21 protein-coding genes are annotated in these 23067 nt (G+C 65.0%); 16 read left to right on the top strand and 5 right to left on the bottom strand.

Translation table 11 applies throughout. The features are described from left to right. The first annotated feature begins 1 nt into the window (after nt 1). From bamA to rpsU, 4 genes are all read left to right on the top strand, one after another. Entirely contained in the window at nt 2-2587 is a 2586-nt protein-coding gene (gene bamA / locus LLW23_RS09260; RefSeq protein ID WP_228948522.1) for an outer membrane protein assembly factor BamA, read from the top strand. 211 nt (nt 2588-2798) lie between these two features. Continuing rightward, a complete protein-coding gene (locus LLW23_RS09255; RefSeq protein ID WP_228944877.1) occupies nt 2799-3302 on the top strand; it encodes a ferritin-like domain-containing protein in 504 nt (167 codons plus the stop codon). Between the two features lie 60 nt (nt 3303-3362). After that, on the top strand, nt 3363-3701 hold the full coding sequence (locus LLW23_RS09250; protein WP_228944875.1) for a hypothetical protein: 339 nt from the start codon (nt 3363-3365) through the stop codon (nt 3699-3701). A gap of 96 nt (nt 3702-3797) precedes the next feature. Then, nucleotides 3798-3998 (top strand): 30S ribosomal protein S21, encoded by a 201-nt coding sequence (gene rpsU, locus LLW23_RS09245; RefSeq protein ID WP_037535892.1) that lies wholly within the window; start codon nt 3798-3800, stop codon nt 3996-3998. Between the two features lie 180 nt (nt 3999-4178). On the opposite strand, the gene LLW23_RS09240 is transcribed toward rpsU, so the two are convergent. Next, nucleotides 4179-4862 carry a TetR/AcrR family transcriptional regulator gene (locus LLW23_RS09240; RefSeq protein ID WP_228944873.1) on the bottom strand — a complete coding sequence of 228 codons (684 nt, stop codon included), beginning with the start codon at nt 4860-4862 and terminating at the stop codon, nt 4179-4181. A gap of 68 nt (nt 4863-4930) precedes the next feature. Between LLW23_RS09240 and LLW23_RS09235 the strand changes: the two genes are divergently transcribed. The 5 genes from LLW23_RS09235 to LLW23_RS09215 all read left to right on the top strand — a co-directional run bounded on the left by LLW23_RS09235 (nt 4931) and on the right by LLW23_RS09215 (nt 11040). Next, nucleotides 4931-6046 carry an ABC transporter permease gene (locus LLW23_RS09235; protein ID WP_228944871.1) on the top strand — a complete coding sequence of 372 codons (1116 nt, stop codon included), beginning with the start codon at nt 4931-4933 and terminating at the stop codon, nt 6044-6046. Then, the gene (locus LLW23_RS09230) at nt 6043-6744 is read left to right on the top strand and encodes an ABC transporter ATP-binding protein (RefSeq protein ID WP_228944869.1); all 702 of its coding nucleotides are present in this window, start codon (nt 6043-6045) and stop codon (nt 6742-6744) included. Before LLW23_RS09235 ends, LLW23_RS09230 begins: the two co-directional genes overlap by 4 nt. A gap of 16 nt (nt 6745-6760) precedes the next feature. Continuing rightward, nucleotides 6761-7729: an efflux RND transporter periplasmic adaptor subunit gene (locus LLW23_RS09225; RefSeq protein WP_228944867.1), complete on the top strand. Its 969-nt coding sequence runs from the start codon at nt 6761-6763 to the stop codon at nt 7727-7729. Then, complete coding sequence (locus tag LLW23_RS09220; protein WP_228944865.1) at nt 7726-9132, top strand: efflux transporter outer membrane subunit; 1407 nt, start codon at nt 7726-7728, stop codon at nt 9130-9132. Before LLW23_RS09225 ends, LLW23_RS09220 begins: the two co-directional genes overlap by 4 nt. 195 nt (nt 9133-9327) lie before the next feature. After that, nucleotides 9328-11040: a class I adenylate-forming enzyme family protein gene (locus tag LLW23_RS09215; protein WP_228944863.1), complete on the top strand. Its 1713-nt coding sequence runs from the start codon at nt 9328-9330 to the stop codon at nt 11038-11040. A 39-nt stretch (nt 11041-11079) separates the two neighbouring features. On the opposite strand, the gene LLW23_RS09210 is transcribed toward LLW23_RS09215, so the two are convergent. Beyond that, the gene (locus LLW23_RS09210) at nt 11080-11748 is read right to left on the bottom strand and encodes a TetR/AcrR family transcriptional regulator (RefSeq protein WP_228944862.1); all 669 of its coding nucleotides are present in this window, start codon (nt 11746-11748) and stop codon (nt 11080-11082) included. 157 nt (nt 11749-11905) lie between these two features. Here LLW23_RS09210 and LLW23_RS09205 point away from each other — a divergent pair, with 157 nt between their 5' ends. Together LLW23_RS09205 and LLW23_RS09200 are read left to right on the top strand one after the other, a co-directional pair. After that, a complete protein-coding gene (locus LLW23_RS09205; protein WP_228944860.1) occupies nt 11906-13123 on the top strand; it encodes an LLM class flavin-dependent oxidoreductase in 1218 nt (405 codons plus the stop codon). An 8-nt stretch (nt 13124-13131) separates the two neighbouring features. After that, complete coding sequence (locus LLW23_RS09200) at nt 13132-13968, top strand: SDR family oxidoreductase (RefSeq protein ID WP_228944858.1); 837 nt, start codon at nt 13132-13134, stop codon at nt 13966-13968. Here LLW23_RS09200 and LLW23_RS09195 read toward each other — a convergent pair whose 3' ends face one another. After that, a complete protein-coding gene (locus tag LLW23_RS09195; protein WP_228944856.1) occupies nt 13969-14412 on the bottom strand; it encodes a hypothetical protein in 444 nt (147 codons plus the stop codon). A 47-nt stretch (nt 14413-14459) separates the two neighbouring features. Next, the gene (locus tag LLW23_RS09190) at nt 14460-15980 is read right to left on the bottom strand and encodes an NAD(P)/FAD-dependent oxidoreductase (protein WP_228944854.1); all 1521 of its coding nucleotides are present in this window, start codon (nt 15978-15980) and stop codon (nt 14460-14462) included. Nucleotides 15981-16144: 164 nt separating this feature from the next. On the opposite strand from LLW23_RS09190, the gene LLW23_RS09185 reads away from it, so the two are divergent. Further along, entirely contained in the window at nt 16145-17227 is a 1083-nt protein-coding gene (locus tag LLW23_RS09185) for a zinc-binding dehydrogenase (protein WP_228944852.1), read from the top strand. After that, nucleotides 17224-18225: an alpha/beta fold hydrolase gene (locus tag LLW23_RS09180; protein ID WP_228944851.1), complete on the top strand. Its 1002-nt coding sequence runs from the start codon at nt 17224-17226 to the stop codon at nt 18223-18225. The genes LLW23_RS09185 and LLW23_RS09180 overlap by 4 nt, the downstream gene beginning before the upstream one ends. A gap of 101 nt (nt 18226-18326) precedes the next feature. Here the strand turns inward: LLW23_RS09180 and LLW23_RS09175 are convergent, their stop codons facing one another. Next, entirely contained in the window at nt 18327-19004 is a 678-nt protein-coding gene (locus LLW23_RS09175; RefSeq protein ID WP_228944849.1) for a nitroreductase, read from the bottom strand. Between the two features lie 228 nt (nt 19005-19232). Here LLW23_RS09175 and LLW23_RS09170 point away from each other — a divergent pair, with 228 nt between their 5' ends. From LLW23_RS09170 to LLW23_RS09160, 3 genes are all read left to right on the top strand, one after another. Further along, entirely contained in the window at nt 19233-20459 is a 1227-nt protein-coding gene (locus tag LLW23_RS09170; RefSeq protein WP_228944847.1) for a Gfo/Idh/MocA family protein, read from the top strand. Nucleotides 20460-20738: 279 nt separating this feature from the next. Further along, nucleotides 20739-22340: an EAL domain-containing protein gene (locus tag LLW23_RS09165; RefSeq protein WP_228944845.1), complete on the top strand. Its 1602-nt coding sequence runs from the start codon at nt 20739-20741 to the stop codon at nt 22338-22340. Next, nucleotides 22337-23065, top strand: a complete 729-nt coding sequence (locus LLW23_RS09160) for a LysM peptidoglycan-binding domain-containing protein (RefSeq protein ID WP_228944842.1) — start codon at nt 22337-22339, stop codon at nt 23063-23065. Before LLW23_RS09165 ends, LLW23_RS09160 begins: the two co-directional genes overlap by 4 nt. Nucleotides 23066-23067: the final 2 nt, after the last annotated feature.

Raw genomic sequence — 23067 nt, 5'->3', positions numbered from 1 at the left:
GATGTCGCTCGGCTGCACGATCCTGGCCGTAACGCCGGTGGTCGCGGCGGCACAGAATAGGCTAGCGCCGCCTGGTCCCGGCACCGAACGCGCGCCGGTCGCGCCTGCGGTGGAGCGGCAGATCAAGTCACTGCGCGTCGAGGGATCGCAGCGCATCGAGGCGGAAACCGCGCTCAGCTACACCAAGCTGCGAATCGGCCAGACGTATACCAACGAGACGCTCGATCAGGCGATCAAGGATCTGTACGCGAGCGACCTGTTCGCCGACGTCACCGTATCCGGCGCCGAGAGCGGCGACATCGTGCTGCGGGTGCGCGAGAACCCGATCATCAACCGCGTGATCCTGGAGGGCAACAAGCGCCTGAAGGAAGACAAGATCACGAAGGAAATCAGGCTCAAGCCGCGCCAGGTGTTCACGCGGACGGCGGTGCGGCAGGATGTGGCGCGGATCGTCGAACTGTATCGCCGCCAGGGCCGGTTCGGCGCCAGCGTCGCGCCCAAGATGGTCGCGCTCGATCAGAACCGCGTCGACGTGGTGTTCGAGATCAGCGAAGGGCCGAAATCCAAGGTCCGCCAGATCAACATCATCGGCAACGAGGTGTTCGACGACGACAAGTTGCGCGAGCAGATGGCGACCAAGCAGGCACGCCTGTTCCGGCTGCTGTCGTCGAACACGACCTACGATCAGGATCGGCTGGCGTACGACCAGCAGAAGCTGCGGCAATTCTACCTGACCGAGGGCTATGCCGATTTTCGCGTGACGAGCGCGGTCGCCGAGCTGACGCCGGACAAGGAAGACTTCATCATCACGTACGTGGTGGAGGAAGGCGCGCGCTATAAGTTCGGCGACGTCACGGTCGACAGCGACATCCGCGACTTCGACGACAAGGCGCTGGCTAAGACGCTCGTGCCGAAGAAGGGCGATTGGTACAATGCCAAGTTGATCGAGGACACGATCGACAGCCTGAGCCAGACGACCGGCCTGTTCGGCTATGCCTTCACCCAGATCGAACCCGAGATCCAGCGCGACAAGGAAGCGCTGACGATGTCGATCAACTTCCACATCGCCGAGGCGAAGCGGTCGTACATCGAGCGGGTCGACATCACGGGCAACACGCAGACGCAGGACAAGGTGATCCGGCGCGAGATCCGGCTGGCCGAAGGCGATGCGTTCAACAGCTTCCAGGTGAAGCGCTCGCAGGACCGCATCAACAGCCTTGGGTACTTCCAGGAGAAGTTCGAGATCAAGCAGACGCCGGGCTCGACGCCCGATCGCGTCGTGCTGGGCGCGAACGTCGAGGAACGGGCGACGGGCGAGCTGCAGCTGTCGGCTGGGTATTCGAGCCAGGAAAATGCGCTGCTTCAAGCCAGCATCACGCAACGCAATTTCCGCGGCAAGGGCCAGGAACTGCGGCTAAGCGGCAACTACTCGGCCTCCTCCAAATCGGTCGAATTGGGCTTCACCGAGCCGTACCTGTTCGACCGGAACATCGCGGTCGGGGTCGACGTGTTTCGACGGGACTACCGATCCTTCAGCTCGTCCGACAACAACAACACGACCTATGAACAGGTATCGACGGGGTTGCAGCTCAGAGCAGGGATTCCGCTGACCGAATTTTGGCAGTTCGCCAGCCGGTACACACTCAGCTACGAACAGGTCTCGCTCGACGAGGCGACCTATTATACCAACGGCGCATGTGATTCCGCCTTGGCGGGGCAGTATCTTTGCGATGCGGTGGGAAACCGCTGGACGTCTTCGATCGGCTACTCGTTAATCTACGACAGCCTGAACAGTCGTATCCGTCCAACATCCGGGAACAGATTGACGTTCAGCCAGGACTTCGCCGGCCTCGGCGGTGACGTGCGCTATCTGCGCACGCGCGCGGAGGCTTCGAAATACTGGAACGTCGGGTCGGGATTTGTCCTGAGTGCGCAGCTCGAGGGCGGCCACATCTTCGGGATCGGGCAGGACGTGCAGCTCACCGACCGCTTCTATCTCGGTGACCCGCAAATGCGCGGCTTTGACATTCGGGGTGTCGGGCCGCGGGTCACACGCACGATCTACGACACGAGCGTGACCCCCGCGACGCTGTCGACCGACTCGGCCAACATCACGCAAGACGCGTTGGGCGGCACGACCTATTATCGCTCCCGCCTGGAACTCGAGCTTCCGCTCGGCACCGGCGCGCGCGAACTGGGGCTTCGGCCATCGATCTACATGGATGTCGGCGCGGTATTCGGCGGCACGTCACCCAGACTGACCGACACATGCGCGGCTGCCAACGCGGCCGGATCGGCCTGCACCGCCCCGCTGCGGCAATATACGAACGATGACGGGGCGCTGCTCTATCTCGACGCGGACGGGAACGCGACGACGACCAACACCGGGACGCCGTATAACTACTCGCTCAGCGCCTATAAGGAGATCTATCAGGGCAACAGCGCGTCGCCGCGGCTCTCCGTCGGCATCGGTGTGAATTGGACCTCGCCATTCGGTCCGCTGCGGATCGACCTCGCGAAAGCGCTGCTTTCTCAACCCGGCGACGATACGAAGCTGATCACCTTCTCCGTTGGCGGTCAGTTCTAGGCGATGGTGACGCTGCCGACAAAGAAGCCGGTCTGATCGCACGCGGGGCTATCCACGCAGACTGACAGTTCGGCCGAAGCGCTTCAGAACATTCAAACATTTCATGCTCGACGGACCCAGATTGCAGCGACGCACGTTCCTTCAACGACCATCACCGCCGACTGGCACCCGGCAGCGGCGCGAAGTGGCGCATCAAATCGAAGGAACGCGCATGTCGACCCCCGAGGACCTCAAGGAAATCTACACCGACGAGCTGAAGGATCTGTGGTCGGCCAACGACCAGATGCAGAAGGTCGTTAAGAAGATCACCGCAAAGGCCAGTGATCCGGCGCTCAAGGAGATGCTGACGAAGTCGCAAGACGGGATCGCCAAGCACACTGACGTGCTGAAAGAGCTGATCGCCAGCCACGAAGAGAAAGTGTCGAAGGAGCATTGCAAGGGCATGGAGGGCTTGGCCGCCGAAGCCACCAAGCACGTGCTGGAAGAGGGACCGAAGAAGGGCCCGCTGCTCGATGTCCTGATCATCGCGCAATATCAGCGGATGACGCATTACGGCATCGCCGGCTTTGGCACCGCAGCGGCGTATGCCGAAGCGCTGGGCTTGAAGGACGACAGCAAGAAGCTGAACAGCGCCACCAAGGAAATCTACGGCGGCGACGAATATATGACCAAGCTCGCGGAGACCTCGGTCAACCTCCAGGCCGAAGACGCCTGATGCAGCTTGCCCGCCTGGGAAACACCGGGCGGGCATTGCTCCCCTCATCTGGAGAAGACGATGACCGTCACACTCAGCGCTACCTTTGACACCCGACGCGAAGCCGAAATGACGATCGAGCGGCTGGTCCAGCAGTTCGACCTCGATCGCGCCGCCATCGCCGTATCCGCCGCCGGCAACGAGAACAGCGTCGGCGAGGAGCAGGCCGGCTCGGACACGCGCTCGGATGAGCCAACGCCCGAAAGTCGCGATGACGCACCGTTGAACGGCGCGATCGCAGTCTCCGTCGCCCTCGCCGACGCCGATTCGGCCAGCGAGGTCCGCGCGGCATTTGCCGAGTTCCACGCCGACGATGTGGAGGAGGACGATCAGCCTCTCGACAACAGCTCACATGCGTGATGATCGTTAAATTGTAAAAGCAGCTTGGTAAGCGCGCGCTCCTAGGCTAATGCGCGCGCTTTATGCCCGCTGCCAGACCGTCGGAAGCCGAGAAACATGCAAATTATCGTTCGTGACAACAATGTCGATCAAGCGCTTCGTGCGCTCAAGAAGAAGCTGCAGCGCGAAGGCGTTTACCGCGAGATGAAGCTTCGCCGGCACTATGAGAAGCCCTCGGAGAAGCGCGCTCGCGAGCACGCAGCCGCGGTTAGCCGCGCGCGCAAGGCAGATCGCAAGCGAGCCGAACGCGATCGGTGATTCGCAGCTACCGCTCGGGTAGCTAGAAAGCGTTATCCGAATTTCGGGTCGCCCCGTACCATCGCGGTCGGGGTGACCCAAGTTATCGTTGACTTGGGCGCTCGTAGATCGCTTTCGGGCATCTCCGCGTCGTAAGCGGGGCCTCAATACCGCTCGCCGTATGATTGGCATCATCAGGCGTTACCTGACCGCTTTCATGAACAGCCGCGTTCCGCGCCGTACCCGTGCGTCGATGGTCTCGCCGCTGACCGGTTGCAGCACCTTGAACTCAAGCTCCTTGTCGATGAACCCCTTCCACAGCGCGAACAAGTCTGCCGCGGCAAGCAGCGGGTCGTCGATCACAATTTCACCGCTGGCATGTGCTTCCCCAAGCATCCCGGCCAGTCGCAAACGGCAAGCTCCTGGCCCGACGTCGAAAAACCGGCGCGCCATTGCCGGCGAATGCTTGAGGTCATGCGCCAGCATCCGGTCGAGCAGCATATGCTCAGTCGAGAACAGGAAGCGTAGCAGGATCGATCCATAGGCGTTGAGCCGCTCGACCAGCGATCCGTCCTCGAACGGCCAACTCTCGAAAGCCTGTTCCATCTTCGCCATCTCGCGGCGCACCACCGCCTCGAAGAGCGCCTCCTTGTCTTCAAAGCGTTTGTATACGGTCACCTTCGACACGCCGGCGCGCGCCGCGACGTTTTCCATGGTCGTGCTGCTGAAACCGTCTTCGAAGAAGCACCTTCGGGCGCCCTCGAGAATCGCCTCGTCCTTGGCCGGATCGGGCGAGCGCCCACCAGATCGATTGCGGACCCGTGCGGGTAAGTCCTTACTCAGCATCAAAACTGTACGCTTGCGTTCATGAACGTGTGCGTACACTATAAATGCATGCCGCGCGAATCGGCATAGCCGGGGCCCGTGAACGCATGAGCTGGATCGCGATCCGAATGTTGACGGGGGACCGGGTCAAGTTCCTGGGACTCCTCTTTGGTGTCGCCTTCTCGACCTTGCTCATCACGCAGCAGCTGACAATCTTCGTCAACCTGCTGCTCCGCGGCGCGGCGCCGGTCAATGAGGTTGTGACCGCCGACATTTGGGTGATGGATCGCTCCGGCCGGACCGCGGACGTCACGCTGCCGATGCCCGCGACGGCGCTCGATCGCGTCCGCGGCGTGCCGGGGGTCGCGTGGGCAGCGCCGATCATTCGTTCCGGCGCGACGGTGCGCACCCCCGCGGGGGAGCTTGAGCCGGTGAGCGTCATCGGCCTCGACGATGCGACGTTGATCGGCCTTCCACGCACGATGTTGCAGGGCAGTTCAAATGCTCTCGCGGAACCCGACGCGGTGTTCATCGACGATGTCGGGTCACGCAAGCTATTTCCGGATGGCGGCGCGGTCGGTACTCGGCTGGAACTCAACGACCAGCGCGCGGTCGTCCGCGGAGTGGTCGATGCCGACCCCAGCTTTACTTCGACCGTCATTCTCTACACCCGTTACTCGAACGCACTCGCCTTCGTGCCGGGCTCGCGCAACCGGCTATCCTTCGTCCTCGCCCGAGCAGCCCCCGGCACTGATCCAAAGCAAGTCGCGCAAGCGATCGAGCGAGCCACCGGCTTGCGCGCCCGAACCAGGGAGGAGTTCGCGGGCGACGGCGTCCAGTACATCATCGACAATACCGGAATCCCGATCAACTTCGGTATCACCGTGGCGCTCGGCTTCATCGTCGGCGTGGCTATCGTCGGCCTGACTTTCAGCCTCTTCATCCGCGACAATATCAAGCAGTTCGGCGCGCTGAAGGCGATCGGGGTCACTAACGGGAAGCTCCGGCTGATGGTAGCGGCGCAGTCCGCCATGGTCGGCCTGATCGGCTATGGCCTGGGCATCATCCTCGCCGTTCTGTTCATCGTTGTAGGTGCCAACAGCAGCGATGCATTCAAGGGCTTCTACACGCCCTGGCAGATCCCGATGATCACTGCCGCAGTCGTGATCGTCATGATCCTGCTCACTGGTCTCGTCGCGTTGCGCACGGTGCTCAAGACCGAACCGGCCGAGGTCTTCCGGTGAGCGCGGCGATCAACATCGCCGGGGTCACCAAGGAGTTTCCGGTCGGCGACACCAGCGTGCGCGTGCTCCACGGCATCGACGTTTCGGTACGGTCGGGCGAACTCACCTATCTCGTCGGTGAATCGGGTTCGGGGAAGACGACCCTGATCTCGATCGTCGCCGGCATCCTTTATCCCACCGCCGGCCGCGTCGAAGTGTTTGGTACCGACATCTACACGTTGACCGATACCCGTCTCGTCGAGTTTCGGCTGAACACGATCGGTTTCATCTTCCAGCAATATAACCTGCTGCCGACGCTGACCGCGGCGGAGAATGCCGCCGTGCCGCTGATCGCCTCAGGGATGCGGCGCAAGGACGCGGTCGAGCGCGGGCGGGCGTTGCTGGAGCGGCTTAACATCGGTGATCAGGCTGACAAACTGCCCCGCCAACTCTCCGGCGGCCAGCAACAGCGCGTGGCGATCGCCCGCGCTCTGGTTCACGAGCCGCGCCTCGTCGTTTGCGACGAGCCGACCGCCGCGCTCGATGCGCGATCCGGCCGGCGAGTGATGGACCTGTTGCGCGAAGTCGCGCTCGCGGCCGAGCGCGCGGTGATCATCGTCACGCACGACAACCGGATCTTCGACCTCGCCGACCGCATCCTCGCGATGGAGGACGGGCGTATCACTCACGACGGGCGCGAGATGCCCCAGGATCATTAAGGACCGGATCGATTCGATGGCGCGCCTGAACTTTTCACGACAGATCCTGCCGATCCTGGCGGTGATTGCGATCATCGTCGCAGCAGTGCTGGTGCTCCGCACCCAGCCCAACCGCGCCATCGCCCAACCGGCGCGCACCCCGCCGAACGCCCCCGCCGGCATTGGCGCCACGGTAGCCGGCGCCGGCGTGGTCGAGCCGGCGAGCGAGTTGATCGAGATCGGCGCGCAGGTGCCTGGCGTGGTCGATCGCGTCTTTGTCGCGGCGGGCGACAGTGTCCCGGCCAACGCACCGCTGTTCTCCGTCGACAGCCGCGAGGCTCGCGCCGCGGTCGACGAGGCTGGCGCGCGGCTCCAGCGGCTGCGGCAGAACGCCGCGGCCGCCAGTACGACACTGTCGGTCGCCCGGCGGCAGTTCGCGCTCTATGCCGAGGCGGGCGACCCGCGCGCGGTCAGTCGGCAGGAAGTGATCGCGCGGCAGGGCTCGGTCGAGGATGCCGCTGCGCAGGTCGCCGTTGCGCGAGCGCAGGTCCGCGAGGCGGAAGCGCAGCTTGAAAGTGCCCGCGTCGCGCTTGCCCGTCATCTCGTCCGCGCACCGCGCGCCGCGACGGTGCTTCAGCTGCGTACGCGCGAAGGCGAGTATGCACCCGCCGGTCAGCAGGGAAACGGTAACCAGGAACCGCTGATGACGATGGGCGTCACCGATCCGCTGCACGTTCGCATCGATGTCGACGAGAACGAGATTTGGCGCGTCGCGATTGGCCAGCCGGCGATCGTCAGCCCTAAAGGCGCGGCCGGGCAGCGGATCCGCGCGCGCTTCGTTCGCGCCGAGCCGCTGATCGTGCCCAAGCGTTCGCTGACCAACGCTTCGACCGAGCGCGTCGATATTCGCGTGCTGCAGCTGATCTACGCTCTGCCCGCGAGTTCGAACCGCTTCTTCATCGGGCAGCAGGTTGACGGCTTCATCCCGGCGCGAGCCGCGCGATGATCCGCGCGCTCTTCCTGGCGCTGCTGCTCGCCGGCTGCGCGACCGTCGAACGCGCGCCGCCGCCAGCGCTAGCCGAAGCGACACTGCCGCCGGCTTTCGCGCTGCTTGACCGCGAACGCGTCGAGGCCGGCAGTATTGCCGCGCTGCTACCGCGCGCCGACGCTGCCTATGCGGAGCTTGAACGGCAGGCGCTGGCCTCTGCGCCGACGCTGGAGGCCGCTGTCGCGCGGATCGACGCCGCACGCGCCGGCACGCGCATCGCGCGCGCCGAGCAACTGCCTAACATCAGCGCGTCCGGCACGGCCGCGCGCGAACGGATCAATCAGCAGCAGTTCGGCGGTGCGCTGCCGCCCGGGATCGTTATCGATCCCAACCGGACGACCTACAATATCGCGCTTAACGGCAGCTGGGATGCTGACCTGTTCGGCCGACTGCGCGCGAGCCGGCGCGCGGCGGCGGCGCGGCTCGACGCCGCGAACGCCGATGCGGCGGGCGTGCGCCTGGCGCTCCAGGCCGACATTGCCCGCGCCGTGATCGATGCGCGCGCCCTCGATACGCGCGAGACCGTGGCCCGGCGCGACATCGCGAATGCCACCGATCTGGTAGTAGTGACGCGCATCCGCGCCCGCGCCGGCATCGCCCCCGGCTTCGATCTCGTCCGTGCGCAATCGCTTGAGGCGGATGCCACGGCCCGGCTTGAGCCGATTCTCTCCCAGCGCGCCGCAGTAATCGGCCAGCTCGTCACGCTCACCGCTTTGCCAGCGCAGCAAGTGCTGTCGACGTTGCGACTGCCCGCCGGCCCTGCGCTGGGCTCGGTACCGGCACTGGCGGTGCCCTCGGTCCTGCTGCGCGCCCGCCCCGACGTCGCCGCCGCCGAACGCCGTCTCGCCGCGGCCGACCAGGAAATCGCGGCGGCCGCGGCCGAGCGCTATCCTCGGCTCTCGATCACATCGGCGTTGGGACTGTTCACGCTCGGCTTGAGCAACCTTTTCGATGATCGTTCACTAACGGGTTCGCTGGGTGCGGGGATTGCCGGACCGTTGCTGGATTTCGGACGCGTCGGCGCGCGCATCGACCAGAGTCAGGCCGAGGCACGCGAAGCATTCGCCGACTATCGGCGACAGCTGTTTGCCGCATTGGGCGAAACCGAAGCCGCCCTTGGCGCCATTAGTGCCGCTGATCGCCGTGCCGCGGCACTCGAGCGACAATCAGCTATCGACGCCGACGCCGTCACCTTGGCACGGGAGCGCTATCGACGTGGGCTGGATTCCTTCCTCACCGTGATCGATGCCGAACGGACCAGCCTCAACTCGCGCACAAACGCCGTCGAAGGCCGAGCCGACGCGGCGCGCTCGCGCGTGGCGCTGTATCGCGCCGCTGGTGGCGAACCTGCTGCGCAATAGACGACTAGGCTTCGTAAGGTTGATCGCGCCGATGCCTCGCTAGCCGATTTCCCGTGGTGATCTCGATCCTTGTAGATCTGATCTGAAGGCGTCTCGCGATCAAACGAGTTGACTCGATCGAACCACTCGCCACCAGTTGCTCTGGAGACCGTGAGGGAAAAGATTCCCCCCGCCGCAACCAGGAGATTGCAGAAGGTGCATTATCAGGAGCTTTCGCAAGCACGTCGCGAGCTGACCGGACCGGGCGGCACCTTCGAGATCGTCGAGGCCGATGTGCTGGGGCGCCGCGTGCGAACCTTCGCAAATGCGCCGAATTCGGTGCGCGACCTCTGGCTGTCGACAACGCAGTTCGCCGATCGCCCGTACCTCGTCTATCATGACGAGAGGCTGACCTATAGCGAAGCGCATGCGCAGGTAAATTCCGTCGCCGCCTGGCTTTGGGCACACGGGGTGCGGCCCGGTGATCGGGTGGCAATCGCCATGCGCAACTATCCCGAGTGGCTGCTGGCATACTGGGCGTGCGTCTCGATCGGCGTCGCTGCGGTCGGCATGAACGCATGGTGGACCAGCGAAGAGATGGCCTATGCGCTTGCCGATTCCACGCCCAAGGTGATGTTCCTTGATGCCGAACGCCTCGCGCGGATGCGTGAGCGGGATGATATCTCCTCGGGTTTACAACTTGTCGGTGTGCGGCTTTCTGATGCCGACCTGGCCGGCTCGCCCGAAGTCACCCCTTGGGCGCAGGTCGTAGCGTGCGACGGCGCGCTGCCAGACGTATCGATCGATTCCGATGACGATGCCTGCATCTTCTATACCTCGGGAACAACCGGGTTCCCCAAGGGCGCGCAGCTGACCCATCGCGGTTGCCTGACCAACCTGTTCAACATGATGTACGCTGGTGCCTCCACCGCGCTGGCTTTGGAACGCGCGACGGGGGTCGCTCCGCCCGCTGAGCCACCTGCCCCGCCCGTGACGCTGCTGACCACGCCGCTATTCCACGTGACCGCCAATAACTGCGGAACATATGCCGCAACCGCCGCTGGTGGCACGCTGGTGCTGATGTACCGCTGGGATGCGGGCGAGGCGCTTCGGTTGATCGCTCGCGAGAAAGTCAGCGCGATGAGTGGCGTCCCGACCATGGCGCGCGAGCTCATCAATCACCCCGCGTTCGCGACGACCGACACCTCGAGCCTAGTCTCACTCGCCGGCGGGGGCGCGCAGGTGCCGCCCGATCTCGTCCACAAGATCGATGACGAGGTGAGCACCGCCCGCCCGAGCACCGGCTACGGCATGACCGAGACGTGCGGCATCATCACGTCGGTCAGCGGCGATTTCTTCGTCGACAAGCCAGACAGCGCGGGGCCGGCGATGCCAAGCTTCGAGGTCAAATGCGTCGATGACGACGGCAACACCGTCCCGGCCGGCGCTATCGGTGAATTGTGGGTCAAGGGCGCCGCCGTCATCAAGGGGTATATCAACCGGCCCGACGCGACCGCCGCCGCGATCACCGATGGCTGGCTACATACCGGCGATATCGCGCGTATCGACGATAACGGATTCATCTTCGTCGTCGATCGCAAGAAGGACATGGTGATCCGCGGCGGCGAGAACGTTTATTGTGCCGAGGTCGAGGCCGGTCTTTATCGTCATAACGCGGTGGCGGAATGCTGCGTCTTCGGTGTTCCTGACGAGCGGCTTGGTGAGGAAGTAGGTGCGGTCGTCGTGCCGAAGCCCGGCGAACGCCTCGACCTCGACGATCTGCGCGCACATTGCCTGGGAATCATGGCCAAGCACAAGGTGCCGCGCCACATGTGGTTGTCAGAGGAGCCGCTGCCGCGCAACGCAAGCGGCAAGTTCGTCAAACGTGAGCTGCGCGATCGCCTGGTACCGAGCCTTGCCATGCCTTGACTGAAGCCGTTGGGGGTGACCTGCTCGCTCGAGGTTGCGCTACGCCGCGACCGGCTTCGCCCGCTGCCGCATCAGTTCGCGCTGGAATCCGATCAGCCGCTTCTCGATCCGCGCCGCATGGCCCTCGCTGGCGGCGCCGCGCAGTGCCAGGGCGTAGCCATAGCCGACGTGCGCCTCCAGCTCGTTCACCTCGATCGCGCCGAGCACCCACGCTAGCATCCCCGCGACGAATACGGCGTCAAGCGCGCGGAGCAGCGGATCGAGTTCGATCTCGGGCAGCAACGCGCCTTCGGTACGCGCCTCGTTGAGCAACGCCCACCAGAAGCCGTAGCGCTGCGGCGACTGCAGTTCGCCGCGCAATTCCTTGCTGTCGAAGCGTAAAGCCTCGGTCCACAAGGTGCGGTAGAAATCGGGATCGTCGGCAAGATAGGCGAGCGTGATCGACACCGCCTGGAAGATGCGATCGACCGCGCCGACGCGGTGCAATTGCGAGAAACGCTCGTGGAACTCGCGTACGTCGTCGAGCAAGGCGATCACGATCGCGCGCTTCGATCCGAATAGATTGTACGGCGTCGTCAGCGAGACGCCCGCGCGCGCCGCGATCGCGCGCATCGAGAGGCCGGCGTCCCCCGTCTCCTTGATCAGATCGCGCGCGGCAGCGACGATACGCCGGCGGCGCTCGGCCTTGGCGTCCTCGCGCCGGCTCATCGGATATACTCGTACATCGCACCATTCCTACGGATCGATGACATTCGCTGCAATGCTGGGCACGCTCTACAAAACCATAACGTGTTTGCAGAATTTCGTTGCGTCGCGCCGCCGGGAGAGCGTAGCTTCACGCGAAACAGAATTGAGGAGAGAGGCGATGGCCGCGCAGAAGATCAGGTTCGGGGCGTTCATTGCGCCATTTCATCCGCTCAACGAAAATCCGACGCTGGCGCTCGAGCGTGATCTCGATCTGGTCGTCCACATGGACAAGCTCGGCTATGACGAGGCTTGGATCGGCGAGCACCATTCCGCCGGCTTCGAGCTGATCGCCAGCCCCGAATTGTTCATCGCCACCGTCGCCGAGCGTACGCGCAATATCCGGCTCGGCACCGGCGTGTCGTCGCTTCCGTACCATCATCCGCTGATACTGGCGGATCGCATCAACCAGCTCGATCATATCACCCGCGGACGCGTCATGTTCGGCGTCGGGCCGGGCGCACTGCCGTCGGATGCGTTCATGATGGGTATTCCAGTAGCGAAGCAGCGCGACCGGATGGACGAGGCACTCGACGTGCTCGTGCCGCTGCTGCGCGGCGAGCAAGTAACGAAGAAGACCGACTGGTTCGAGCTGAACGAGGCGCGGCTGCAGATGCTGCCGTACAGCCGGCCATCGGTAGAGTTCAGCGTTGCCAGCCAGGTATCGCCATCGGGCGCGACCGCGGCGGGACGGCACGGGCTCGGCCTGCTGTCGATCGGCGCGACGCAAAGCGGCGGGTTCAACGCGCTCGCCTCCAACTGGGCGATCGCCGAGCAGCAAGCGGCGGATAGTGGCACGACGGTCGATCGCAATCAGTGGCGGCTCGTCGGGCCGATGCATGTCGCCGCGACGCGTGAGGAAGCACGCGCGCAGGTCCGCTTCGGGCTGGACCAGTGGCTGTATTATTTCCGCGAAGTCGCTGCGCTCCCGCTGGCGCCCAGCGATGGCTCGGACCCAGTCGATGCGCTCGTCAATTCGGGCATGGCGGTGGTTGGCACGCCCGAGGATGCGGTAAAGCAGATCGAGCGGCTGCGCGAGCAATCGGGCGGGTTCGGCGCATTCCTGATGATGGATCACAATTGGGCCGAGTGGGACAACAAGAAGAAGTCGTACGAGCTGATCGCGCGCTACGTGATCCCCGAGGTGAACGGCGTGAACGCCAACCGCCACGCCTCGATCGACTGGGCCGCGGCGAACCGTCCGCGCTTCATCGGCGAGGCGCAGGCGGCGGTCGGCGCGCGACTCGCGCAGCATATCCAGAGCAAGGGGACCGAGAATATCCGGCCCGAGATCCTCGCGGCGATGGGGCTCGACAAGCAAACCGAGGCTGCGGAATGAGCGGCGGCATGGCGAACGGTCGCAAGGCGATCTTCATCACCGGCGCGGCATCGGGCATGGGGCTGGAAACCGCGCGGCTGTTCGCGAACGAAGGCTGGTTTGTCGGCGCGTTCGACGTCAACCAGATCGGGCTCGAACGGCTCGAAGGCGAGCTTGGCGCGGCGAATTGCCTGATCCGCCGGCTCGACGTGACCGATCGCGAGGATTATCGCGCCGCGCTCGATGCGTTCGCCGCCGCGACGGGTGGCACGCTCGATCTGCTGTTCAACAATGCCGGCATCGGGCGCGGCGGTCCGTTCGCGGATCAGCCGTGGGATGATGTGCTGTCGGTCGTGCAGGTGAATTTCGTCGGCGTGCTGACGGGCATTCACCTCGCGATCCCGCTGCTGAAGGCGACGCCGGGGTCGTTGTGCTTCACCACGTCCTCGTCGTCTGCCACGTATGGCATGCCGATGATCGCGGTCTATTCAGCCACCAAACATGCGGTGAAGGGGCTGACCGAGGCACTCGCAATCGAGCTCAAACCCCATGGCGTGCGCGTGGCCGACGTGCTGCCGGCCCTAATCGACACGCCGATCCTGCCCGAGGGGGTAGCGGCGCGCGCGCCCAAATCGGGCATCTTCCGCGCCATCCCGCCGCGCGAAGTCGCAGAAACGGTATGGGAAGCTTATCACTCGGACAAACTACACTGGTACGTGCCGCGCGAGCTGGTCGCGCTCGATCATATGGCCACGCTGGAGCCTGAACGCACGCGCGACGAACTCGCGGCGGGGACGCTGTTTGCGACCGTGGATGCGAAGATCGCCGCGGTGACGCCGGTGCCGGTGGGCGGCACCGCCGGATAGTTAGAAGCGTAGCGCCAAAGCTCCACCAACCGGCACCTGCGCCCAGTCACGCCCGAGCGTGTCCAGCCGCGCGCGGATCGCGGCCACGTCGTCGGGCGTGATCGGCGCGATGGCGTGGCCGCGTGCGCCGCAGGCATGTTCGTAGGTTGCGATGAGCGCGGCAGGATCGACCCGGCCGCCCCACAATTCGGCCTGAAAGGTCTCGACCAGCCGCTCGACCGCTTCTTCCGTCGCGCCGCCCGTCAGGCCGAAGGCCGGTGCAGCGCCATCAGCGACATGCGAGAGGAAGCCGCGGTGTCCAAGCGCGCTCTCGACCGCAAAGTGAACCATGTCGTGCGGGATGATGCCCTGTTTGGGACAAGCGATCGTTTCGGGCGCATGGCCATCGCGCTCGATCAGAAGATCGTCATACTTGCCGGCGCGCTTGGTGAACGTGAGCTGCATCGCTCGACCGTGCCGCAATCACCCGTCGCGGCGCAATCGTCTTCGTTCTACGACGCGAGCATGTCCGCGCGAGGGTCGAGGCCAAGCTTCGCCATCAGCTCCGGGCGGTCCGGCCCCGGCTTCGGCGCATAAGCGGCCGCGTTCAGCCGGCGACCGCGTGCCCAATACCCAAGCACGCGGCTCAGGTTCTGCGGGCGCTTCAGCCAGGCCTCGGGATGTTCGAGCATGTGAAAGCCGCGCATCGCGGCGCGCATCAGGCGCACATCGGAGCGCGCGGCGATGGTGATGCCGTCGTCGAGGAAGCTCTTGGCGACGCGCGCCTTCAACCGCGGGCGGTGGTCGGGCGTCAGCGTCGCGCGGGCGCGGCGGATCGCCGAGCGATCCTGCTTCAGCATCAGGTCGTAATATGGCTTCACCTCGGCCAGGATGCCGGCATCGTATGCCGCGACGCGCGCTCTCGGATCGCGGCTGGCATCGAGTGCGCGACGCAGCACGCCGGCGCTCACCGCCGCGAGCGAACAGCCGCGGCCGTACAGTGGGTTGGTGCGCACGAGCGCATCGCCGATCGCGAAATAGCCGAGCACCGCGGGCCGTCCGTCGCGCATTAGGCTGCGCCAGCGGCTGTGCAGATCGCCCATGCCGATCACCTTGCCGACCGGCGCCGCGCGTGCGGGATCGACCCAAGGTGCCATGCCGGGCATTTCCATGCAGATGCGCTGGAACATCGCGCCATCCATCACCGCGCGGCGCAGGCCGTGCTCGATTTCGGGCACGCACAAGGTGATCGAAAAGCGCTGATTGTCCGCCGGGAAGACCCCGAACTTGAGATAGCCAAGGTCGCCCGAGGGGGCGATTTCGCCACGCGGCGGCTCCTCCTGCCCGTCGTGCAGGCGATAGTGGCGCGTGAAATACAGCACCCCCGCCGACTCCGCCGCTTCGGTGATCGGCGCGCCCGCCTTGATGAGCTGTTCGATCAGGTTCGCCGCCTTGCCGCCAGCATCGACCACCACATCGGCCGTGATCTCCTCGCGCCCCGCCGCGGTATCGGCGAGCACGCCGGTGACGACGAATAAGCCGCTTGCGTCCTGCCGCCGGATCAGCTCGCGCACCTTCACCCCGCTGCGGATTGTGACGCCGGGCAGCCGCTCGACATAGCGCCGGATCACCAGCTCCAGCGTCGTGCGGCGGCTCGTCAGGATTGTCAGGTCCGCGTCACCCGGCTCGGGAACATAGCGATCGCGCAGCGCGGTGGGCAGCATGTCGGCGAAGACGATGTCGCGGCAGCCGGCGGCGTACAGATCGGCTAGCAGTTCGGGATGCTCGTCGCGGATGATGTTGCGCAGGCGGGCGAGGAAGGCGTGGCTCTGACGCAACTGCCCAACGCCGCGGCGCTGCCATTCGTCGAACGCCACGTCGGGGCCGCCCTCGGGGGGTGCGGTGTCGCGCTCGAGCAAGGTGAGCTGCCGCGTGCCGCCGCTCAGGCGCAGTGCTGTGCACAGCCCGGCGATGCCAGCGCCGACGACAACGACCTGTTCTTGCGGCGCGGGTGTGGCGGTGCTGGCGACCATCGATTCCTCCTGGGATCCAATGATCATGAGATAGGGCAATCGAGGCCGCTGCGCAAGAAACACGAACGCGTTATGGTTTTGGCTCTTGCGTCCCCGTCATACGCGGGCCACGATACAGGCATGATCCGGCGACCCATGCCGGACGCCCGGAGAGGATACGCACGATGCGCGCAGTGGTGAGACGCAACAAGCAATTGATATGCGACGACATCGCCGAACCGGTGCCTGGCCCGGGTGAGGTGCTGGTGAAGACGCTGGCCTGCGGCATCTGCGGATCGGATCTTCACGCGGTCCACTCGTTCGAAACGATGCTCGAACTGGGCGCGCGGACGGGCGAGAAGCCCAAGACCGATCCCGCGCGCGACATCGTGTTCGGCCACGAATTCTCCGCCGAGATCCTCGATCACGGCCCCGGCGCGCAGAAGACGTTCAAGGTCGGCACGCATGTCGTGTCGATGCCGATCGCGATGAAGCCCGATGGCTATGAAGCGATCGGTTTCTCGAACGTCTATCCGGGCGGTTACAGCGAACGGATGGTCCTGAGCGAAGCGCTGCTGCTCGAAGTGCCCAACGGCCTTTCCGACGTGCAAGCGGCGATGACCGAGCCGTTCGCGGTCGGCGAACATGCCGTTGCGATGTCCGCGGCGGGCGCCGACACGGTGAACCTCGTCATCGGCTGCGGCCCGGTCGGGCTGGCGGTGATCGCGGCGCTCAAATCGCGCGGGCTGGGGCCGGTGATCGCGTCGGACTTCTCGCCCGCGCGCCGCGCCGTCGCGGAGAAGATGGGCGCCGACATCATCGTCGATCCCGCCAAGGAATCACCGCATACGCGCTGGAGCGATCTAGGCGTACCGCGCACGTCGAGCGAGCGGATGGCGGCGATGATGACCGGGCAGACGGGCAAGCGCGCGATCGTCTTCGAATGCGTCGGCGTGCCGGGCGTGATCGGCAACATCATCGAATCGGTGCCGGTCGGCACGCAAGTGATCGTCGTCGGCGTGTGCATGGAAACCGACACGATCGAGCCGTTCCTGTGCATCAGCAAGCAGATCGATTTCCGCTTCGTGCTCGGCTATTCGGCGGCTGAATTCGCCGCGACGCTCGGCATGATCGCCGATGGCACGATCGACGTGCTGCCCGCAGTGACCGACGAGGTGGGGCTCGATGGCGTCGCCGATGCGTTCAAGGCGCTCGCCGATCCGGAACGGCAGTGCAAGGTCGTCGTCGTACCGGGGCTGGCGGCATGAGCGACATGCTCACCGCGCCCGATGCGCTCGCCAAGGCGATGCCGCCGGTGCAGTTCGCCGACGTCAACGGCATCCGCATGGCGTATTACGAGGCCGGTCCGCGCGGGCAGGGCGTGCCGGTGATCTTCTGCCACGGCTTCCCCGAGCTCGCCTTTTCGTGGCGGCACCAGCTGGCGGCATTCGAGGTGGCGGGGCGCTGGGCGATAGCGCCCGACCAGCGCGGCTACGGCCTCACCAGCCGGCCCGAGGCGATCGAGGATTACGATCTCGAACACCTGACCGGCGATATCGCGGGGCTGATGGATGCGCTCGGCATCGAACAGGCGATCCCGTGCGGGCATGATTGGGGCGGGATGGTCGTGTGGCAGTTCGCGCTCCGCCATCCCGAGCGCTGCGCGGGGGTGATCGGCGTCAACACGCCGTTCCTGCCGCGTGGGCAGACCGATCCGATCGGTGCGATGCGGCATGTTTATGGCGACGACATGTACATCGTGTGGTTCCAGAAACCCGGCGAGGCCGATGCGGCGCTCGGCGCCGATCCCGAGCGGTCGATGCGCTATTTCATGCGCAAGCCGCAAATGACGCTGAAAGAATACGAACAGCTACCGCCCGAGATGCGCACGCTCGCGCTGGGCGAGGGGCTGAAGCTGTACGACGCGGCAACCGACACGCAGCAGTTCCTGAGCGACGACGAGATCGCGGCCTTCGCACAGACCTTTGCGGCCACGGGCTTCACCGGCGGGATCAACTGGTATCGCAACTTTACCCGCAACTGGGAGGCATCGGCCGATCTGGTCGAGAAGGTGAACGTGCCATCGCTGATGGTGATGGCGGAGAACGATGTCGTGCTGAGCCCGGCGATGGCGGACGGCATGGAGACCTATGTCCCCGATCTCGAACGCGTGCTGGTCGAGAAATCAGGGCATTGGACGCAGCAGGAATATCCCGACGACGTGAACCGCGCGATCCTGGGCTGGGTGGAGAAGAAGTTCCCCTGAGCCACCCTCTCTGCTGTGGCAGTGGCTGTCGAACGGAACCGCCGTTTGCGCGGCGAGACAGGCCCTCCCCTGACCCCTCCCGCAAGCGGGAGGGGAGCAGGTTAGTCCCCGAACCCAACGAACGTCGCGGCTTCGCTCACCGGCTTGCGCCGCGACACCACCGCATTCGCCGGGAAGCTCTCGTCGGGCCAGCCCATCGCGACGCACGTCTGGATCACCTGATCGTCGGGGATGCGCGCATTTTCGCGCACGACCGGCGATTGCATGATCCCTTGGCTGTTGATCACGCATCCCAGCCCGCGCGACCACGCGGCGTTGACCAGCGCATTGACCACCGCGCCGCAATCGAACGGCGCGATGTCACTGCCCAGCAGCACGCGATCGTAGGTGACAACGATCGAGACGGGCGCGCCGAACTGGCGGAAACCGCGCAGCACCCAATCCTGCCGCTTCTCCTTGTCGTCGCGCGCAATGTCCATCGCGCCGAACAGCTGCTTGGCGATCTCGATCTGCCGCTCGCGATGCGCGCCGCCATATTGCTCGCCGGTACGAAACTCGCGCGATTCGGGCACGCCGGCGAGCGTGCGGCGGGCATTCTCCTCGCGAATGCGGTCGAGCGGTTCGCCGGTCACGACGGTGAAGTTCCACGGCTGCGTATTGAGCGACGAAGGCGCGCGGCTGGCGAGCGCGATCACTTCCTCGATCAGCGCACGGGGAACCGGCTCGGCCGTAAAGCCGCGAATGCTGCGGCGTCCGTTCACGACATCGTCATAGGTCATTTGCTTCCTCTCCTTGTCGCTCCCCTCCTGCAAGAGGGAGAGGAAGTCGACCAGTTAGCTTCGCACTCGCGCCGTTAGTTTGCACTCCAACCCTTCGCATTCCGACGACTTCCGCACGCAGGCAAAAAATGGAACGTTCCTGCTCGAAGGGCCTTACCGTCGAGGCAAGTGGGTCAGGCCCGGCCGCGATGGCATAAGGATGCATAGCGCGTCCAAAAGGAGATCGTAATGGATGGCATCGAAATGACGCGGCGTCGGTTCATCGACGCTGGTGGCACAGCGGCAGCCGTATCGCTCGCAGCCATAGCAGCGCCGGCTGCAGCGCTTGCGCAGGCTTCTGGCGGGGTGCGCCCTACAGGCCAACTCATGCCGGATGGCGTGAAGCTTCCTTCCACTCTACCGGTCCGCAAGCGTGCGGACAGCGTCGGAATCGCGGTCGTCGGCCTTGGCGGCTATGCACTCAATCAGATGATGCCGCGCTTTGCCCAGACGGAGCGGACGCATATCGCCGCGATCGTCTCCGGAAGCCGCGACAAGTTGCGCCGCGTGGGAGACGCCTACGGCATTCCCCCGGACGCGCGCTATTCTTACGACACATTCGGCAAGATTGCGTCCGATGATCGCGTCGATGCGATATACATCGTCCTGCCGACTGGCCTTCATGCCGAATGGGTGATCCGCGCCTTTGCTGCGGGTAAGCACGTGTTGTGCGAAAAGCCGATGGCCCTCAGCAGTGCCGATTGCGCGCGGATGATCGCTGCGGGCCGCCGCGCCAACCGAAAGCTGATGATCGCTTATCGGTCGCACTTCGAACCCTATAATCTGGAAGCCATGAAGCTCATGGGACAACGGGCGATCGGTGATATCCGGCTCGTGCGGACCGAGCAGTCCTATCGTATGGCCCCGACCAGCCCGAGCGAGAATTGGCGGACAAACCGCGCGCTGGCGGGCGGCGGTTCGTTGGAGGATTACGGAATCTACGGGCTGCAGTCCGCCCTTTATCTGAAGGGTGAGATGCCGGAGAGTATCAGCGCTACTGCCTTCCGGCCGCCCAACGATCCCCGCTTCACAGAAATCTTCGCGCATGTGTCTTCGCAGTGGCGATTTCCGTCGGGCGCTGTCGCGCAATTGGTGACGTCCTATGATTCCGCGAGCACCAACTTCGCTCAGGTGCGCGGTACGGCCGGCGCGCTGATCATGGACCCGGCGACCAGTTACGCCGGGCAGAAGATGCGACTTGAGGGGCGCGACGAACGCGAACTTACGTCAGGCGACCCGAGCGTTCAGTTTGCCCGTCAACTCGATCATTTTGCTGATGCCGTTCGGGACAATATTCCGATCAGAACGCCGGGCGAAATGGGTCTGCGCGACCTGCGGCTGATCGAAGCAATCTACGCGTCCGCAGAGACGGGACGAACGGTGCGCCTCGCGCCGGACGGTAGGATGAGAGGCTGAAAACCAAGCGGGGTCGACAATCTATTCAGGATTAGGGCGATGATCATCCGCCTGCTGCGGGGCGCGAACGCTGGTCTCAGGCGCGGTATTTGCCGCGACGACCGGCACGACGCAGATCTCTCAGCTCGCACCATCGACATAGCGATGGTCGACGAAGGTCGACCATCCAAGTGGCGGCTACGCCCTTGTCTAGATTAATGCAGGTTAGTCAAAGGCATGCACTTCTAAGCCGGGTCGAGCTTAACGTCGCAGTATCGATTGCCCAGTTAGTCATTCGGAATGGACCGCGGCGCATCCCCGATTCGCATCTTCCTGACCGCGCGGGCAGCGCCATGGGTGATGCTGTTGGGCGTTCTTGTTATTGCCGGTTTTGCTGGCAGCCAGTCAGCCTCGGTTGCTCTCATCCTCATTTCCTTCGCAAGTGTTGTCTGGATCAGCCAGCTTCAGCGGATCGTTCGCGTCGCGTTACCGCGGCCTGGCGAGACGCGGCGTGGCGGCGAGGCTGATCCGGAGGTCAGCGTTGCGGGGCTGGAACAACAGTTGCAGTCGCTCCGGCATCGGATCGCCGAGGTTCATCCGGTCAGCGGATTGCCGGTGCGCGAGGGGCTGGTCGAGCGCATTACGGCCGACGGGCAGGGCCTGCTGGGTATAATTGCTTTCACCGATTTCGATCGCTTGTCTGCGTTCGATCCGACGCTTGCCGACCGGGTCTTCGCGCAGTGCAGCGCGCGGCTGCGCACCATGATCCCGAGTGACCGCTATCTCGCGCAGATCGATCGCGGGCATATCGGTGTCTGGTTCGGTCGCGAAGTAACCGACGTCGATGCGTGGGCGGAACTCGATGCGATCAGCTATGCGCTGGGCGAAGTCGTCGTCGACGGCGACACGAAGATCATTCCGCAAGTCGCCTTTCGGCTGGCGGCGCATGATGCCGACGCGGGGATGTCTCCAGCCACATTCATCACCCGCGCGCTCGCCTCGCTGTCGTTGCCGGCCAATGCAGCCGCCACGGCTCAGCCCGCAATCGACCAGGCAGAATACGCGCGCGACCGGTTCGCGCTCGAACAGGATCTTCGCCAGGCGATCGATCGTCGCGAACTGCGCCTGAACTACCAGCCGCTGATCGACGCATCGCAGGGCTGTATCAACGGCGCAGAGGCGCTGATCCGCTGGGATCATCCGACCCGCGGGCTCGTGCCGCCGGGGCAGTTCTTCCCGGTGATCGAAGCGATGGGGCTGGCGGGCGAGATCGGCACCTGGGCGCTGAATACCGCGCTGCGCGAAGCGCGCGGCTGGGCGGCGACCGGGCTGGGGCGCTTGCGCGTCGCAGTCAACGTGTCGAGCCTGCAACTCGAAGGCGACGATCTGCCGCTGCTCGTCCAGCGCACGCTGCAAAGCCACGGCGTCAGCGCCAGCCAGCTCGAGATCGAGCTGACCGAGAGCGTGGCGACCAGCAACGCCGAACATTGCCGCGGCATCTTCCTGCAGCTGCGCGCGATGGGGATCAAGCTGGCGGTCGACGATTTCGGCACCGGCTATTCGGGGTTCAGCTCGTTGCGCACGCTCGCGTTCGACAAGATCAAGATCGACCGCGAGTTCGTGACTGACGTCGATCGCCGCAGCGACAGCCAGGCGATCTGCCAGAGCATCATCGCGCTCGGCCGCGGCCTGGGCATTCGCGTGCTGGCCGAAGGCGTCGAGCGACACGCCGAATATGAATGGCTCCGCCGTCACGGCTGTCACCATTTCCAGGGCTATTATTTCGGCCGGCCGATGGCCGGCGATGCGTTCAGCGCGCTCGTGCGAGACCGTGCCGCGCTCGCTGCGCTGCTGGCGCCAAGCACCGGCGCAGCACAGATCATGGAGAGATTGACGGCATGACGAGTATCAAGCGCGTCGCACCAGTCGCATTGTCGTTGCTGGCTGCGGCGTGTTCGGGCGGCCCTGCGCGCGTGGCGTCCGCGCCGCCGCCGAGCGCCGCCGCCGCGGGCGAGATCGACCAGATCAACGAATTGTTGTTGCGCGGGGACGATGGCGCTGCGCGCAAACGGATCAAGTTGGTGCTCAAGCGCGATCCGATGAACGCGCAGGCCCTGCTGTTGCGTGATTCGATCGAGCGCGATCCCAAGGATCTGCTTGGCCCACAGAGCTATCCGTACGTCGTTCGCGCCGGCGACACGATTTCGGGGGTGGCGCAGAAGCTGCTCGGCAATCGCCTGAAGGCCTATCAGCTGGCTCGCTACAACGGCCTGTCCGCGCCGTACGCGCTGACGCCGGGGCAGCCGCTGCGCATTCCTGGCACGCCGCCACGCATCGAGCCAGTCCGCCGGCCGCCCCCGACGCCTGCTCGCCCACAACCGTCGGCCAGCACCCCGGCGCCCCCAGCCGCGAAGCCGGCGCCATCCAAGCCGGCGGCGCCCGCCGCCAATCCCGCCGCTGCGCGCCAGTTCAGGACGGCCGGACTCGCGGCGCTCAATCAGGGCAATGTCGCTCGCGCGGTCGCCTTGCTGCGCCGGGCCGCGGCGGCGGATCCCGGCAACCCGCTGATCGCGCGTGATCGCGCCCGCGCCGAACGCATCGCCGCGACGGTGCGCGCGCGCAAGTAAAG

Source organism: Sphingomonas radiodurans (assembly GCF_020866845.1).
Classification (GTDB): Bacteria; Pseudomonadota; Alphaproteobacteria; order Sphingomonadales; family Sphingomonadaceae; genus Sphingomonas; species Sphingomonas radiodurans.
Note: the sequence above shows the minus strand (reverse complement) of the source record. Positions and strands in the feature narration are given on the sequence as shown.

Excerpts from the sequence above, each read along its gene's own strand:
- bamA (WP_228948522.1), top strand. The coding sequence starts at position 2 with ATGTCGCTCGGCTGCACGATCCTGGCCGTAACGCCGGTGGTCGCGGCG.
- LLW23_RS09255 (WP_228944877.1), top strand. The coding sequence starts at position 2,799 with ATGTCGACCCCCGAGGACCTCAAGGAAATCTACACCGACGAGCTGAAG.
- LLW23_RS09250 (WP_228944875.1), top strand. The coding sequence starts at position 3,363 with ATGACCGTCACACTCAGCGCTACCTTTGACACCCGACGCGAAGCCGAA.
- rpsU (WP_037535892.1), top strand. The coding sequence starts at position 3,798 with ATGCAAATTATCGTTCGTGACAACAATGTCGATCAAGCGCTTCGTGCG.
- LLW23_RS09235 (WP_228944871.1), top strand. The coding sequence starts at position 4,931 with ATGTTGACGGGGGACCGGGTCAAGTTCCTGGGACTCCTCTTTGGTGTC.
- LLW23_RS09225 (WP_228944867.1), top strand. The coding sequence starts at position 6,761 with ATGGCGCGCCTGAACTTTTCACGACAGATCCTGCCGATCCTGGCGGTG.
- LLW23_RS09220 (WP_228944865.1), top strand. The coding sequence starts at position 7,726 with ATGATCCGCGCGCTCTTCCTGGCGCTGCTGCTCGCCGGCTGCGCGACC.
- LLW23_RS09210 (WP_228944862.1), bottom strand. The coding sequence starts at position 11,748 with ATGAGCCGGCGCGAGGACGCCAAGGCCGAGCGCCGCCGGCGTATCGTC.
- LLW23_RS09205 (WP_228944860.1), top strand. The coding sequence starts at position 11,906 with ATGGCCGCGCAGAAGATCAGGTTCGGGGCGTTCATTGCGCCATTTCAT.
- LLW23_RS09200 (WP_228944858.1), top strand. The coding sequence starts at position 13,132 with ATGGCGAACGGTCGCAAGGCGATCTTCATCACCGGCGCGGCATCGGGC.
- LLW23_RS09195 (WP_228944856.1), bottom strand. The coding sequence starts at position 14,412 with ATGCAGCTCACGTTCACCAAGCGCGCCGGCAAGTATGACGATCTTCTG.
- LLW23_RS09190 (WP_228944854.1), bottom strand. The coding sequence starts at position 15,980 with ATGGTCGCCAGCACCGCCACACCCGCGCCGCAAGAACAGGTCGTTGTC.
- LLW23_RS09185 (WP_228944852.1), top strand. The coding sequence starts at position 16,145 with ATGCGCGCAGTGGTGAGACGCAACAAGCAATTGATATGCGACGACATC.
- LLW23_RS09180 (WP_228944851.1), top strand. The coding sequence starts at position 17,224 with ATGAGCGACATGCTCACCGCGCCCGATGCGCTCGCCAAGGCGATGCCG.
- LLW23_RS09175 (WP_228944849.1), bottom strand. The coding sequence starts at position 19,004 with ATGACCTATGACGATGTCGTGAACGGACGCCGCAGCATTCGCGGCTTT.
- LLW23_RS09170 (WP_228944847.1), top strand. The coding sequence starts at position 19,233 with ATGGATGGCATCGAAATGACGCGGCGTCGGTTCATCGACGCTGGTGGC.
- LLW23_RS09165 (WP_228944845.1), top strand. The coding sequence starts at position 20,739 with ATGGACCGCGGCGCATCCCCGATTCGCATCTTCCTGACCGCGCGGGCA.
- LLW23_RS09160 (WP_228944842.1), top strand. The coding sequence starts at position 22,337 with ATGACGAGTATCAAGCGCGTCGCACCAGTCGCATTGTCGTTGCTGGCT.